Source organism: Prochlorococcus marinus str. MIT 0917, assembly GCF_027359575.1.
GTDB lineage: Bacteria > Cyanobacteriota > Cyanobacteriia > PCC-6307 > Cyanobiaceae > Prochlorococcus_B > Prochlorococcus_B marinus_D.
Genome location: NZ_CP114784.1, coordinates 1,558,050 through 1,571,572, shown reverse-complemented (window position 1 = coordinate 1,571,572; position 13,523 = coordinate 1,558,050). Strand labels below are relative to the sequence as shown.

Here is a 13,523-nt window from a genome sequence, read left to right as displayed (position 1 = left end):
CTTATCTATCAACAGAACCCATAATTACATCAATGGATCCTAAGATAGCCATTATGTCAGCGACCTTAGCTCCCTTCAGTATGTGAGGAAGTATCTGCAAATTATTAGAATCAGCCGCTCTAATTTTAAACCGCCAAGGAGTTACATCATTATTACCTTGAATAAATACTCCTATCTCTCCTTTTCCAGACTCAAGGCGTGTATATAATTCACCATTAGGAATCTTAAAAGTAGGTGCAACCTTCTTAGCTACATATTGATAATCAAAGCCTGACATATCACCTTTTTTTCCCTCAACTGTCCTTTTTGCCTCAAGATTTTCTGTTGGTCCACCTGGAATCATCTCACAAGCTTGTCGTAATATTTTTAATGACTGTCTCATTTCTTCAATACGAACTCTATATCTTGCATAACAATCCCCCTCTTTCTCCCATGCAATATCCCATTCAAAATCGTCATAACATTCATAATGATCTACCTTTCTCAAATCCCATGGAACACCTGCAGCCCGAAGCATTGGTCCAGAAAGACTCCAGTTAATCGCTTGCTCTTTTCCTATAACTCCTAAACTTTCTATACGTCTACGAAAGATAGGGTTATTAGTTATCAATTTTTCATACTCATCAATTTTCGGACCAAACCAATCACAAAAATCTTTACATTTTTCTAACCAACCCCAAGGTAAATCACAGGCAACGCCACCAATACGAAAATAATTATTATTAATCAATCTTTGACCAGTTGCAGCCTCCCATAAATCGTAAATCATCTCTCTTTCTCTAAAAATATAAAAGAAAGGAGTTTGAGCCCCGACATCTGCCAAAAACGGACCTAACCATAGCAAATGATTAGCGATCCTATTCAACTCAAGCATTATCACTCTGATATAACTTGCTCTTTTAGGTACCTTTATATTTGCCAAACGCTCAGGGGCATTAACAACAACGGCTTCATAAAACATACCAGCCGCATAATCCATGCGACTCACGTAAGGAACAAACATGACGTTTGTTCTATTCTCAGCAATTTTCTCCATCCCTCTGTGCAAGTAACCAATAACTGGTTCACAATCAACAACATCCTCTCCATCAAGGGTTACGACTAACCGCAATACCCCATGCATTGATGGATGATGTGGCCCAAAGTTGACCACCATTGGCTCCGTACGCGTTTCAAGCTGCGTCATTGGGCCCAACCAAAGCAATGTCTAAATACTAGTGAAAACTTATGAAAGAAGGGCCAATTAGTTCAAGTTCTAACTTTAATCATGTCCCAATAATGGGGAATGAAATAATTCAATTACTAAAGGAATTACCAAGCGAATTAACAAAACAAGGATTAATTATTGATTCCACCATCGGAGGAGGGGGGCATTCAGCTCAAATACTAGAGAATTTCCCAGGAATCAAAATTATTGGGCTTGATCAAGATCCAATAGCTAGAGAAGCAGCATCAAAAAGATTAAAGAAGTTCGGAACAAGAATAGAAATAATCTCTACAAACTTCGCTGACTTTTCAATAAACGAACAAGCCATTTGCGTCTTAGCGGATCTTGGAGTTAGTAGTCATCAACTTGATGAGCCTTCACGAGGTTTTAGCTTTCGTTTAGATGGTCCGGTAGATATGAGAATGAATCCTGAGAAAGGTCTAAGTGCAGCCGAACTTATTGACACTCTATCTGAACAGGATTTAGCAAATTTAATATACAACTTAGGAGAAGAAAAACGTTCTAGACGTATTGCAAGAAAAATCAAAACTGATCTTGCAGAAAATGGAGCATACAGTGGAACGAAAGCTCTTTCTTATGCAATTGCTGGTTGTTTTCCACCCAAGCAAAGACATGGTAGAATTCATCCTTCAACTAGAACTTTTCAGGCTTTAAGGATAGCTGTTAATAATGAATTAGAATCGCTGGATAGCTTATTAGAAAAAGCTCCAAACTGGTTGTTAGAGGATGGACTTTTCATGGTAATTAGTTTTCATTCATTAGAAGATAGAAGAGTCAAATTGAGCTTTAAAACTGACAATAGACTAAAAGTAGTATCTAAAAAGCCATTGAGAGCAAACACTCAAGAGATAGAATTAAACCCAAGAAGTAAAAGTGCAAAGTTAAGAATTTCTGCAAAGAAATTCTTAAAATAGACTTAACTTATTTTCTAAGATTAATCACTATATCTGTAATAATCTCAATAGCCTCTTTGATATCTTTATCAGTAGTATTTCTCCCAATACTCATCCTTATTGATGCTTCAGCATCTTTTTTGCAGAGCCCTATCTCCTTCAGGACATGAGAAGCTTCACCATTACTACAAGCTGAACCACTAGTACAAAAAATAAACCTTCTTAATTGACCATGCAATTGACTTCCCTTCACACCAGGGAAAGTGATATTGAGATTATGAGGCAATCTTTGATCGATAGATCCATTAACTATCAATCCAGAAATATTCTTTTTTAATCCGCTCAACAATAAGTTTCTAAAAAATAAAAGTCTCTTATTCCTTTCATCCTGATCATTTTTTGTTATTTCGACTGCCTTTGCAAAGCCAACAATTAAAGGGACAGGGAGCGTGCCAGATCTTAATCCAAGCTCCTGACCTCCTCCATATTGAGATGGTTCTAGAGGTAATCCTTCGCTAATCACCAAAGCTCCAATACCTTTAGGGCCATAGATTTTGTGAGCACTCAAGCTCATCAAATCAATGCGAAATTTATCGGGGTCTAAATCTAAGTATCCCAAGGCTTGAGCGGCATCAGTGTGAAAAGCGATTCCCTTTCTCTTACAAAAAGACCCAATTTCAGCAATAGGTTGTAAAACCCCTATCTCATTATTTGCAGCCATGACGCTAACCAAAAAAGTATCTTTTTCAACAGCTTCAGAAAGCTGTTGAATATTGATTAACCCATCTTTATTCGGTTGTAATTCTGACAAACGGAACCCTTTTTTTTGAAGCTGTCTAAGCGGATCAAGAACTGCATGATGTTCAGTTGAAACGGTAATTATGTGTCCAGGTTTTCCAATAAGTTGTGCTTTAGCTCTTGCATGTCCAACTAAACCCAAATTATTCGCTTCTGTTGCCCCACTAGTGAAAATTAATCTTTTCGGATTGATATTCAAATATGAAGCTATTTTTTCACGTGACACTTCTACTGCAGATGAAGCAAAGACACCGGACCGATTATTAGTATTAGAGGGATTACCCCACAACTCATTCCAATAAGGAGCCATCTCCTCAACTACCTTCGTACAACATGGTGTTGAGGACTGAAAATCAAAAATTAGATGATTATTATCCATTGATTCATTGAGTTAAGCTAAATAATAGAGAGGAGTAAAGGTTAATATCCTCTTTAAAAACTCTAGAAGTCCAATTTTTATGAGTGAACCAAATCCATCAACGCAAGAAGTTTCTCAGACTCCAAGGATATTACTTGTCGATGACGAGCCTGGTTTAAGAACTGCTGTTCAGGCTTATCTTGAAGATGAAGGATTTCAAGTTACAACCGCTATAGATGGAGAAGAAGGATGGGAAAAAGCTCAAAAAATGATCCCTGATGTAATTATCAGTGACATCATGATGCCTAGATGTGATGGTTATGGGCTTTTAAAAAAAATTAGAGAAGATGAAAGACTTGGAGGTACACCTGTCATTTTTCTCACTGCTAAGGGAATGACTGCTGATAGAACTCAGGGTTATCAAGCAGGTGTAGACGACTACATGCCAAAACCATTTGATCCCGATGAACTAGTTGCAAGAGTTAAGAATGTAGTTCAGCGGCAAGAGCGATTATTAACTGAAGCAGCAAGATTTGCGAATGCAGATGTTGGCCAAATGGCTAAACAGATTACAGAAATCAAATCAATGCTTAGCCATGGGGATAAAAGTAATTCACGTAAAGATGATTCTATTCCCAATTTCACCCCAAGAGAGGCAAGCGTTTTGCAACTAGTAGCGGAAGGTTTAATGAACAAAGAAATTGCAAGACAACTTGAGACTTCTATACGCAATGTAGAGAAATATGTGAGTCGATTATTTATTAAAACCGGTACTTCTAGTAGAACAGAACTAGTTAGATATGCACTTGAAAATCATTTGGTTACCTAAATATTTCTTTAAAAATAAAAATTTTATTTCTCTAAGATTTCACAAATTCTATTAATTTAGAAAAATAGAAAGGAGCTTGATTTAACTTGCTTTTGACCACTCTAAAGCCAGATTGCTTTGCAGCTTCGATAATTCCAGTCTCCCTTAATGTATAGGCCCTAGTGGTTTTACTTGGTCCAGGGAATAGCTGACCAATGCCTTTCAAAAGGGCTAGTAAAGGAGTATAAGGAGCAAAGCTAACAATTAATCTCTCATCAGATAATTGACAGAGATGTTTCACCATTGCCTCAGCCTCCTGCTGAGGGTAGTGAATGAAAACATCCAAGCAAATAACTGTATTAAATGAACCTTTTAAATTCTCTAAATCAGATGTTCGAAAATTCAGCATATTTAAGTCCAAACCTGCTTCCTTTGCCCTGCTTTTTGTCTCATTGATCATAGCTTCAGAAATATCACTTAAATGAATCGATTTGGCACCCAATTTTGCCAATGGAATACTTAAACTACCAACACCGCAGCCAGCATCACAGAAACTTTTATCCTTTATATTGTCATACTCTTTCAACCAACTAATGACATCGTCAACTGTCTTTTGGTGACCTATCCTTATATTTTTTTGCACTTTATTGACATCATCACTTTCGCTATATATTCGATTCCATCTATCAAATCCAGTCCCATTAAAATATTCAGTGACTTCCGCCTTTTCACTGTTCTCAATTTGCGTTGTCATTTAATCAGATAATTACCTCTTACCAATCTTACGCAGCCAAATGCCAAGACAACTGATGATTACAAGAATTAATTTTCCATCGAAGTAAAGATTGCATATTTTTTCCAATAAAAAAAGATTTTGAATTCATTTTGTTCTGACTTAATACCAAACGTGGAGCAATTGTTGCCATCCAAATAGCAGCAGAAGGATCATTAATCCAATGAGCTATTTTTTTGCATGCATCTAGTAAAGGCAAAGTGGATCCTGCAATGGTTTCATTTGGAAGTCTGCATAAACCATTTTCTACTTTTATCAAGCGTTTGTCCCAATTAAACGAACCATCTCCTAAACCATAAGCTGATATTGCATCACTAACTAAGACAATTTGCTTTGGTGCAAGTATCTTTAAAAACCTAATCATATCTGCATGAACATGAACACCATCAGCAATGAGTCCTAGGAAGACATCGTCTCTTCTTATAGCCGCCCCAATAGGACCAATAGCTCGATGATGCAAACCTTTCATTGCATTAAAAGTATGTGTAACCATTTTCACTCCATCGTTAAAAGCATTCATCGCCGAATCAAAATCAGCTGAAGAATGTCCCATTGAAACCAAGATATTTAATTCTCTTAGACGAGAAATGACATCAAAAGAACCTTTTAATTCTGGAGCCAACGTCATCAATGCTATTTCATCTTCAAATCCCTTTATTCTCTCATTTAAAGCAGAAATACTTGGCTTACAAATACTATCTATATCATGTGCTCCAGAATATGATTCACATAAAAAAGGTCCTTCCATATGAGCACCAAGTAGTCGACATCTATTTATAGAAGTATATTTTTTAGTTTCCTTTAAGACCTTCATTCCTAATTGGAATTGATCTCGAGAACAACTCACAAAAGTTGGACAAATTCCTTCAATACCATCAAGCCAAAGTTGATCAAGCAATGTTAATAATTTAGGTATTTTGTTAAAATTTAAATCTGTAAATGAGATCCCTAAACCTCCATTTATTTGAAGATCAATCGCTCTTGGACTTAGCCAATCACCACACCAATCTTCTTCATAAATAGATTTCCTATTAGAACTTTTATCAATCGAGAGAATAATCCCATTTTCATCTAAAACTAGTGAGAATAAATTATTTTCATCTTCGCTTTTATCTGGTTGAGGTAATTTTATGTTTGTAATTTTTCTCATTTCTTAAAAACTAAAAATAATTAATGCAGGATTGATAAATAATTGGCATTATTAAGTATGAGATTTATAAAATTGAGAATTGTCTTTAACTGAAGCCAATACATTTAAGGAAGTGGCAGTAGTGATGGGTAGTGATTCAGATCTTAAAACTCTTCAGCCTGCGGTTACAATTCTAGATCAATTTGGCATATCTAATGAAGTAAGGATCTTATCTGCTCATAGAACTCCAAAAGAAATGATGGATTTTGCTCAAATGGCAGAATCCAATGGTTTTGGAGTCATAATTGCGGGGGCTGGAGGAGCTGCTCATTTACCCGGAATGATCGCATCACTTACCACCCTTCCAGTGATAGGTGTCCCAGTCAAAAGCAAGGCGCTTGCAGGAATAGATTCTATGTATTCAATCTTGCAAATGCCCTCAGGCATCCCAGTAGCAACGGTTGCTATTGAAGGAGGCCTAAATGCTGGACTTTTAGCTACTCAAATTTTGGCTATTAACAATACTGAATTGACTAATAAATTAAAAGTCTACAGATCTGAGCTTCACGACCTTGTCGTAAAAAAAGATCAAAGACTTAAAGAGATTGGTGCCAAAACGTATCTAGAAAAAATGTAATAAAGATGAAATTCATTAATCATTTACTAAGAAATTTTTGAAATAATCTTTTTCTTCACAAGCAATTGAGTAACTATGTCTACACATTTATCAATCTCTAGATTTCCAGTATCAATTGTCAATTCTGGAGACTGAGGATCTTCATAAGGACTTGAGATTCCAGTAAATTCCTTGATTTCTCCATTTCTTGCCTTGGCATAAAGTCCTTTTGTATCTCTTGTTTCACAAACCCCTAAATCAGCTGAACAATATATTTCTATAAAGTCATTGTCTCCAACTAATGCTCTTGCATTATCGCGATCGACTCTAAATGGTGATACGAATGCAGTTAAAACAATTATTCCAGCGTCAAGAAACAATTTAGATACTTCGCCAATTCTTCTAATATTTTCTTCTCTATCAACATCAGAAAATCCTAAATCTTTGCATAAACCATGTCTGATGTTGTCACCATCTAACACATAAGTGGAATAACCATTTTTGTGTAAAGCTACATTGACTGCATTGGCTAGCGTGCTTTTCCCGGAACCAGATAGACCTGTAAACCAAAGTATTGCACTGCGATGTCCTCTTTGCTGAGATCTAGCCTCCCTATCAACTGAAGATTGATGCCAAACTATATTTGTGGCTTTTGATAGAGGACTTTTAGATTTTTGTTCCATGAATTCAGACTAATTGTTAACTATTCTCCATGTTGATCGACACAGTTTATTCTTAACCTCCACTCTGTTTTGGCCTAAAACCCTGCTGAAAAAGAAATTCTTGAGCTTTTGATATGTGATCTCCTTGTAACTCTAAGGAGTCACCTTTCAAAGCTCCTCCTGTTCCGCAAGCTATTTTTAAATTCTTAAGAATTTTTTTTGCCTCTACTGGCTTTAATTCAAGTCCTTTAATAACAGTCACAAGTTTTCCTTTCTTTCCAGATCGAGTTCTTTCTAGTCGAACTTGTCGCTTTCCTTTAGGAGTAACACTATTTTGAGTGTTATTCCCTATTCTCTTAAGAGGGTCATTGAATTCACTCCAGCCACCTTTGGACATTTTCTTGTGTTTTGGCTGGTAACTATTTTCTTAATCTAAGGTGACAGGTACACTCTCAAAACAATTTAAAGATTCGGATTTATCTCCATTAACAAGGCCAAATGCTCTCGGTCGATTTGGTAAGTACGGGGGGCAATATGTTCCTGAAACTTTAATACCTGCACTTATTGAATTAGAGCATGCTGCTAAAGAAGCATGGAAAGATTCTTCATTCAATTCAGAACTGAATCATTTACTCAAAACTTATGTAGGAAGATCCACTCCGCTTTATGAAGCTACAAGATTAACTGAACATTACAGAAAAAATACATTAAAAGGGCCAAGGATTTGGCTTAAAAGAGAAGATTTAAATCACACAGGTGCTCACAAAATAAATAATGCACTTGGGCAAGCTCTCCTTGCCATACGGATGGGAAAAAAAAGAATTATTGCCGAAACTGGAGCGGGACAGCATGGAGTTGCAACTGCGACAGTCTGCGCTCGTTTTGGATTGGAATGCATTATTTATATGGGTAGAGAAGATATGCGAAGACAAGCCTTAAATGTGTTCCGAATGCAATTGCTTGGAGCTTCCGTGAGACAAGTAACTAGTGGAACTGCAACACTCAAAGATGCAACCAGCGAAGCTATTCGAGATTGGGTTACTAATGTTGAAACAACTCACTATATTCTCGGTTCAGTTGCGGGGCCACATCCATATCCAATGTTGGTAAGAGATTTTCACGCAGTTATTGGAGAAGAAACAAAGCAACAATGCAAAGAAGCTTTTGGGAGGTCCCCCGATGTTCTTTTAGCTTGTGTTGGTGGCGGATCGAATGCGATGGGCCTTTTCCATTCTTTTGTTGAAGACAAAAGTGTACGAATGATTGGGGTTGAAGCTGCTGGAGATGGAGTCGAAACTGGTCGACATGCAGCGACGATTACTGAAGGAAGGATAGGAGTTCTTCATGGAGCCATGAGTCTCTTATTACAAGACAAAGATGGGCAAGTTGAGGAGGCGCATTCCATTAGCGCAGGTCTTGATTATCCAGGAGTTGGACCAGAACATAGTTACTTAAAAGAAATTGGACGTGCTGAATATGCAGCTGTTACTGATACTGAAGCCATAGAAGCTCTGCAATTAGTTAGTAAATTGGAAGGTATTATTCCTGCGCTTGAGACTGCTCATGCCTTTGCCTATCTCGAAAAACTTTGCCCAAATCTAAGTCATAATACTGAAATTATCATTAACTGCTCTGGTAGAGGAGATAAAGATGTAAATACAGTTGCTGAAAAACTAGGATCAAAAATATAAAGTAAACTTCCTTTTATTAGTACCTTGGAACAGATTGATCAACATCAGTACTCCAAGCATCTATTCCCCCGACAAGATTCCAAACACTTTTATTTATTCCTTGTTCTAAAAGCCAAATACCAAAATTCAAACTTCTCACACCCGCATGACAGACAACAACAATAGGCTGATCCTTCGGTAACAGTTCTCCTATTTTCGCTGACCAGTTTGCATACTTACTCAAAGGAAGATGTAATACTGAAAATGAAAATGAAGCAATAGCAATTTCATTATCCTCCCTCACATCTACGATAAATGGTTTTTCAGAAGAATGATCTTCTAAGATTTTATTTAACTCTTTTGGAGATATATTTAAAGGAACATTATGATTCATATTTGAGATTATAAGTAAAGATTAAAGTTTATGTTATCAAATCTCAAAAAGTATACAAATGCTTAATTAATAAAAAAATGAAATCACGTCTATCCTATTTTTTAATATTAGGAATAATAATTTTATCAATTTTCACCGGGATATTTATCTGGCGCAACAATCATCTAAAGCGAATTCCTAAGTCCATAGGACAATCATTTAATGCTCCGTCTTCATCAAAATATATACCAAGAAATACTGATCTGATTTTTCACTGGAAACTAAATCCAGATACACTTACAAGCCATATAGAAAATTATCAAGATAAAGTTAGTAAACATACTATAAATAAAAAAATAAGTTTCATTAGAGATTCTTCTTTTAAATTAATTAGTCTTGATTTTGCAAAAGACATCTCAAAATGGGTAGGGGATTACGGAAGCTTTGCTTTATTAGACTCAAACAACAAAACTCTAAATGATTGGATTATGGTCTTAGCAATCAAAGAAGATGTAAATATTGAAAAAGAATTAGAATCTATTTTAGGCTCACAACTTATTGATAATAGTTACAAAATAAGCAATAAAATAAGCTCATCAACTGCACAAATAATTTCAAAAAAAATCAATTCAACTAATTCAATTTACTTTGCTAATGATAAAGATAATATTTTAATTGCATCCAATCCGCAAATCATAAAGTCTTCAATGGAGAAAATAGATAGCAATATATTAGATGCAAAAAAAGAGTATAAGAATATTCAATTAAAGGATAATCTTAAAGACGGTTTATTATTATTAGAAGTATCTCCAAAGAAGATTTTAAATCTGATAGGTCAAGAAGAAAATTTATTTGAGATAAATGAAATCGATAATTTAATATCATCTGCAAATTTAGATAAAAATAATTTATACATAGAAGGGATAGTAAATTATGATGTTAAAACTAAAATGCCAGTTAAAGATATTAATTATAATTTCATTGAAATACAAAAAGAATCTGAATTGCATAAAGATTTAATATTAGTTGATAATCCCAATCAGTATTTCAGGGAAGATTCTAGCCATCCATATCAAAAGCTTATAGCGTCTCTTATTAAAGAATCAACAACCTACGATAACTCAACTCTTTTCAAAAAAATTCTTGACAACTCTAAAGGAAATTTAATTTGGATAAATGATAAAGAATGGTTAGTTATAAATAGTAAAACTGATGCAAGTAAAATAGAGATAAGTGAAATTCTAAAAAAAGAGAACTTTTTACATTCAAATATAGATTTTAAAAATAGGAAGCTAGAGGTTTGGTCAAAAATAAGTGCAAATGAAAATGAAAAATATGAGCTAAAAGAAAACATTGAGGCAATTATTCAAGAAGATGAAGAGAATTACATTTGGAGTCAAAACTTATCATCTATTTCAAATTTTGATAAGAAAAATTACTTAAAAAATTATTCAGATAATGAAAACAAGGTAGATGAACTTAATGATTTTGATGATGTACTCAAAATACATTTAGGAGAAGAAAAAACTAAGAGAATTTTAAATAATTTCTATCCATATATATTATTTAAAACTATGCTAGGCAACGAACTCTCTCCCCCTAAGAGTATTGATATATCTATTGCAGTTCCTACCATTAATTATCCAGACTTCATCAAAGTTAAAATCAACTTAAAAACAAGTTCATAAAAAGTTTAAAGTGCTATATTCAACATATAGTTTAATTCTATACAATAAAGTTAAAGTTGAAAATTATTTTGCAGGAGCTAAAGCCATAGATAACGAACAAAAGACAACTAATTTGGTTTTAAAGCCAGGCTTGGAAGGGGTTCCAGTAACCAACTCAGGGATATGCGAAATCAATGGAACAGAAGGAAGACTGAATTACAGAGGTTATCCAATATCTGAGCTAGCCCAAAAAAGTAGTTTTTTAGAAACTGCATTTCTCTTGATATGGGGAGAACTTCCTGATGAAAATGAGCTCCAAAAATTTGAAAAGGACGTTCAAATGCATAGACGAGTTAGCTTTCGAATCAGAGATATGCTCAAGTGTTTTCCAGAATCTGGGCATCCCATGGATGCTCTACAAGCAAGTGCTGCATCTTTGGGCCTCTTTTATTCTCGAAGAGCAATTGATGATCCAAAATATATCTACGACGCAGTAGTTAGGTTGATTGCCAAAATTCCAACTATGGTTGCTGCTTTCGAGCAAATAAGAAAAGGAGATGATCCAATTCAACCCCAGGATGATTTGCCTTATTCTTCCAATTTCCTTTATATGCTCACAGAGAGGGTACCAAATCCTCTTGCAGCAAGAGTTTTCGACAGATGTTTAATTCTTCATGCCGAGCACAGTCTCAATGCGAGTACATTTAGCGCAAGAGTAACTGCCAGCACACTAACTGATCCTTATGCTGTAGTAGCTTCTGCCGTCGGGACATTAGCTGGCCCTCTTCATGGAGGGGCAAATGAAGATGTTATAGCAATGCTAGAAGAAATTGGAAGACCCGATAAAGCATCTTTATTTCTCAAGAATGCAATTGAAGAAAAAAGGAAAATCATGGGCTTTGGGCACAGGGAGTATCGCGTCAAAGACCCAAGAGCAACAATTTTACAAGCCTTCGCAGAGGAACTTTTCTTGGAATTCGGTAAAGATGAAATGTATGAAGTAGCGAAAGCACTTGAAGAAGAGGCTATTTCCAGATTGGGGCCAAAAGGTATATTCCCAAATGTTGACTTTTATTCTGGACTTGTTTACCGAAAGCTTGGTATTCCTCGAGATTTGTTCACACCAGTTTTTGCGATTTCCAGAGTTGCTGGTTGGTTGGCTCACTGGAGAGAACAACTCGGAGCAAATAGAATTTTTAGACCATCACAAATTTATGAAGGAGCAAAAATCAGAAATTGGCAGCCACTTGAGAACAGATAATTTGAAATTTATTTTTTTCGAATTTAAAATTAATTCAAAATTACACTAACCTTGTTAATAGAATAAATATAAGAAGTGAATTCAGGTATAGACCTTGAAATGAGTTTCACCCAAGGTGTTCAAAACCTTGGTTTATCTCATGAATTAGCACATCTTCTATGGATACCTCTTCCAATGCTTTTGGTTTTGGTGTCAGCTGTAATTGGTGTATTAGTAACAGTTTGGCTTGAACGAAAAATCTCTGCAGCAGCTCAACAGAGAATTGGACCTGAATATGCAGGTGCACTTGGTATTCTTCAGCCAATGGCAGACGGTTTGAAACTTTTAGTAAAAGAAGACATTATTCCAGCAAGGGCAGACAGTGTTCTTTTTACAGTTGGTCCAATATTAGTTTTAGTTCCGGTAATTCTATCTTGGTTAATTGTTCCTTTTGGTCAAAATCTTTTAATTAGCAATGTAGGCATAGGAATCTTTTTGTGGATTGCCCTTAGTAGTATTCAACCTATTGGTCTACTGATGAGTGGCTACTCTTCTAATAATAAATATTCTTTGCTAGGTGGACTTAGAGCTGCCGCTCAATCAATTAGTTATGAAATTCCTTTAGCACTAGCGGTTTTGGCCATAGTTATGATGAGTAATTCGTTGAGCACTGTTGATATAGTTGAGCAACAAAATACTGCTGGTTTTCTTAGCTGGAATATATGGCGACAACCAGTAGGTTTTATTATTTTTTGGATCTGTGCATTAGCTGAATGCGAGAGACTACCTTTTGATTTGCCGGAGGCAGAAGAAGAACTTGTAGCTGGTTATCAAACGGAGTATGCAGGTATGAAATTCGCTCTGTTTTACTTAGCTGGATACATAAACCTTGTTTTATCTGCTTTACTTGTTTCGGTTCTTTACTTAGGAGGATGGGGTTTTCCAATCTCAATTGATTGGTTTGCATCTTTGATAGGACTTTCAATTGATAATCCATTAGTTCAAATTATTGCTGCGTCTGTTGGAATTGTTATGACAATCCTCAAGGCTTATTTACTGGTTTTTTTAGCAATCTTATTGAGATGGACTACTCCAAGAGTTCGGATTGATCAACTACTTGATTTAGGATGGAAGTTTCTTTTACCTATTTCGTTGGTCAATTTACTTGTAACTGCTTCACTTAAATTGGCATTTCCCATGACATTTGGCGGATAAAAGAGAAGCAACACAATCGCTCGTTTTTTCTTAAGTAAAAGTACCTACATATACTTGAAAAAAACTGTATAAT

The 13,523-nt window shown here is 35.5% G+C and carries 14 protein-coding genes; 7 read left to right on the top strand and 7 right to left on the bottom strand.

The window, feature by feature from the left end; genetic code table 11:
* Window position 1: 1 nt before the first annotated feature.
* On the bottom strand, window positions 2-1,186 hold the full coding sequence (locus tag O5637_RS08755) for an NAD(P)H-quinone oxidoreductase subunit H (RefSeq protein WP_269604297.1): 1,185 nt from the start codon (window positions 1,184-1,186) through the stop codon (window positions 2-4).
* A 41-nt stretch (window positions 1,187-1,227) separates the two neighbouring features.
* Here O5637_RS08755 and rsmH point away from each other — a divergent pair, with 41 nt between their 5' ends.
* Window positions 1,228-2,142, top strand: coding sequence for a 16S rRNA (cytosine(1402)-N(4))-methyltransferase RsmH (gene rsmH / locus O5637_RS08750; protein WP_269604295.1), 915 nt, complete (start codon window positions 1,228-1,230; stop codon window positions 2,140-2,142).
* A 7-nt stretch (window positions 2,143-2,149) separates the two neighbouring features.
* On the opposite strand, the gene O5637_RS08745 is transcribed toward rsmH, so the two are convergent.
* Complete coding sequence (locus O5637_RS08745; protein WP_269604294.1) at window positions 2,150-3,298, bottom strand: cysteine desulfurase family protein; 1,149 nt, start codon at window positions 3,296-3,298, stop codon at window positions 2,150-2,152.
* Window positions 3,299-3,377: 79 nt separating this feature from the next.
* Here O5637_RS08745 and O5637_RS08740 point away from each other — a divergent pair, with 79 nt between their 5' ends.
* Entirely contained in the window at window positions 3,378-4,106 is a 729-nt protein-coding gene (locus O5637_RS08740) for a response regulator transcription factor (RefSeq protein ID WP_269604292.1), read from the top strand.
* Window positions 4,107-4,137: 31 nt separating this feature from the next.
* Here the strand turns inward: O5637_RS08740 and bchM are convergent, their stop codons facing one another.
* Both bchM and O5637_RS08730 read right to left on the bottom strand, forming a co-directional pair.
* Window positions 4,138-4,839 carry a magnesium protoporphyrin IX methyltransferase gene (bchM, locus tag O5637_RS08735; protein WP_269604290.1) on the bottom strand — a complete coding sequence of 234 codons (702 nt, stop codon included), beginning with the start codon at window positions 4,837-4,839 and terminating at the stop codon, window positions 4,138-4,140.
* A gap of 28 nt (window positions 4,840-4,867) precedes the next feature.
* Window positions 4,868-6,028, bottom strand: coding sequence for an N-acetylglucosamine-6-phosphate deacetylase (locus tag O5637_RS08730; RefSeq protein WP_269604288.1), 1,161 nt, complete (start codon window positions 6,026-6,028; stop codon window positions 4,868-4,870).
* A 79-nt stretch (window positions 6,029-6,107) separates the two neighbouring features.
* Between O5637_RS08730 and purE the strand changes: the two genes are divergently transcribed.
* A complete protein-coding gene (gene purE / locus O5637_RS08725; protein WP_269604286.1) occupies window positions 6,108-6,644 on the top strand; it encodes a 5-(carboxyamino)imidazole ribonucleotide mutase in 537 nt (178 codons plus the stop codon).
* Window positions 6,645-6,670: 26 nt separating this feature from the next.
* Here the strand turns inward: purE and cysC are convergent, their stop codons facing one another.
* Both cysC and O5637_RS08715 read right to left on the bottom strand, forming a co-directional pair.
* The gene (gene cysC, locus O5637_RS08720) at window positions 6,671-7,306 is read right to left on the bottom strand and encodes an adenylyl-sulfate kinase (protein ID WP_269604285.1); all 636 of its coding nucleotides are present in this window, start codon (window positions 7,304-7,306) and stop codon (window positions 6,671-6,673) included.
* A 52-nt stretch (window positions 7,307-7,358) separates the two neighbouring features.
* Window positions 7,359-7,682, bottom strand: coding sequence for a translation initiation factor (locus tag O5637_RS08715; RefSeq protein ID WP_269604284.1), 324 nt, complete (start codon window positions 7,680-7,682; stop codon window positions 7,359-7,361).
* A 40-nt stretch (window positions 7,683-7,722) separates the two neighbouring features.
* On the opposite strand from O5637_RS08715, the gene trpB reads away from it, so the two are divergent.
* A complete protein-coding gene (gene trpB / locus O5637_RS08710; RefSeq protein ID WP_269604282.1) occupies window positions 7,723-8,976 on the top strand; it encodes a tryptophan synthase subunit beta in 1,254 nt (417 codons plus the stop codon).
* A 16-nt stretch (window positions 8,977-8,992) separates the two neighbouring features.
* On the opposite strand, the gene O5637_RS08705 is transcribed toward trpB, so the two are convergent.
* A complete protein-coding gene (locus O5637_RS08705; protein ID WP_269604280.1) occupies window positions 8,993-9,349 on the bottom strand; it encodes a rhodanese-like domain-containing protein in 357 nt (118 codons plus the stop codon).
* 77 nt (window positions 9,350-9,426) lie between these two features.
* Between O5637_RS08705 and O5637_RS08700 the strand changes: the two genes are divergently transcribed.
* The 3 genes from O5637_RS08700 to nuoH all read left to right on the top strand — a co-directional run bounded on the left by O5637_RS08700 (window position 9,427) and on the right by nuoH (window position 13,450).
* On the top strand, window positions 9,427-11,016 hold the full coding sequence (locus O5637_RS08700; protein WP_269604278.1) for a DUF3352 domain-containing protein: 1,590 nt from the start codon (window positions 9,427-9,429) through the stop codon (window positions 11,014-11,016).
* Window positions 11,017-11,128: 112 nt separating this feature from the next.
* The gene (locus O5637_RS08695; RefSeq protein ID WP_269606959.1) at window positions 11,129-12,256 is read left to right on the top strand and encodes a citrate synthase; all 1,128 of its coding nucleotides are present in this window, start codon (window positions 11,129-11,131) and stop codon (window positions 12,254-12,256) included.
* Between the two features lie 75 nt (window positions 12,257-12,331).
* Window positions 12,332-13,450 carry an NADH-quinone oxidoreductase subunit NuoH gene (gene nuoH / locus O5637_RS08690; RefSeq protein ID WP_269604276.1) on the top strand — a complete coding sequence of 373 codons (1,119 nt, stop codon included), beginning with the start codon at window positions 12,332-12,334 and terminating at the stop codon, window positions 13,448-13,450.
* Window positions 13,451-13,523 lie beyond the last annotated feature (73 nt).

Excerpts from the sequence above, each read along its gene's own strand:
- O5637_RS08755 (WP_269604297.1), bottom strand. The coding sequence starts at position 1,186 with ATGACGCAGCTTGAAACGCGTACGGAGCCAATGGTGGTCAACTTTGGG.
- rsmH (WP_269604295.1), top strand. The coding sequence starts at position 1,228 with ATGAAAGAAGGGCCAATTAGTTCAAGTTCTAACTTTAATCATGTCCCA.
- O5637_RS08745 (WP_269604294.1), bottom strand. The coding sequence starts at position 3,298 with ATGGATAATAATCATCTAATTTTTGATTTTCAGTCCTCAACACCATGT.
- O5637_RS08740 (WP_269604292.1), top strand. The coding sequence starts at position 3,378 with ATGAGTGAACCAAATCCATCAACGCAAGAAGTTTCTCAGACTCCAAGG.
- bchM (WP_269604290.1), bottom strand. The coding sequence starts at position 4,839 with ATGACAACGCAAATTGAGAACAGTGAAAAGGCGGAAGTCACTGAATAT.
- O5637_RS08730 (WP_269604288.1), bottom strand. The coding sequence starts at position 6,028 with ATGAGAAAAATTACAAACATAAAATTACCTCAACCAGATAAAAGCGAA.
- cysC (WP_269604285.1), bottom strand. The coding sequence starts at position 7,306 with ATGGAACAAAAATCTAAAAGTCCTCTATCAAAAGCCACAAATATAGTT.
- O5637_RS08715 (WP_269604284.1), bottom strand. The coding sequence starts at position 7,682 with ATGTCCAAAGGTGGCTGGAGTGAATTCAATGACCCTCTTAAGAGAATA.
- O5637_RS08705 (WP_269604280.1), bottom strand. The coding sequence starts at position 9,349 with ATGAATCATAATGTTCCTTTAAATATATCTCCAAAAGAGTTAAATAAA.
- O5637_RS08700 (WP_269604278.1), top strand. The coding sequence starts at position 9,427 with ATGAAATCACGTCTATCCTATTTTTTAATATTAGGAATAATAATTTTA.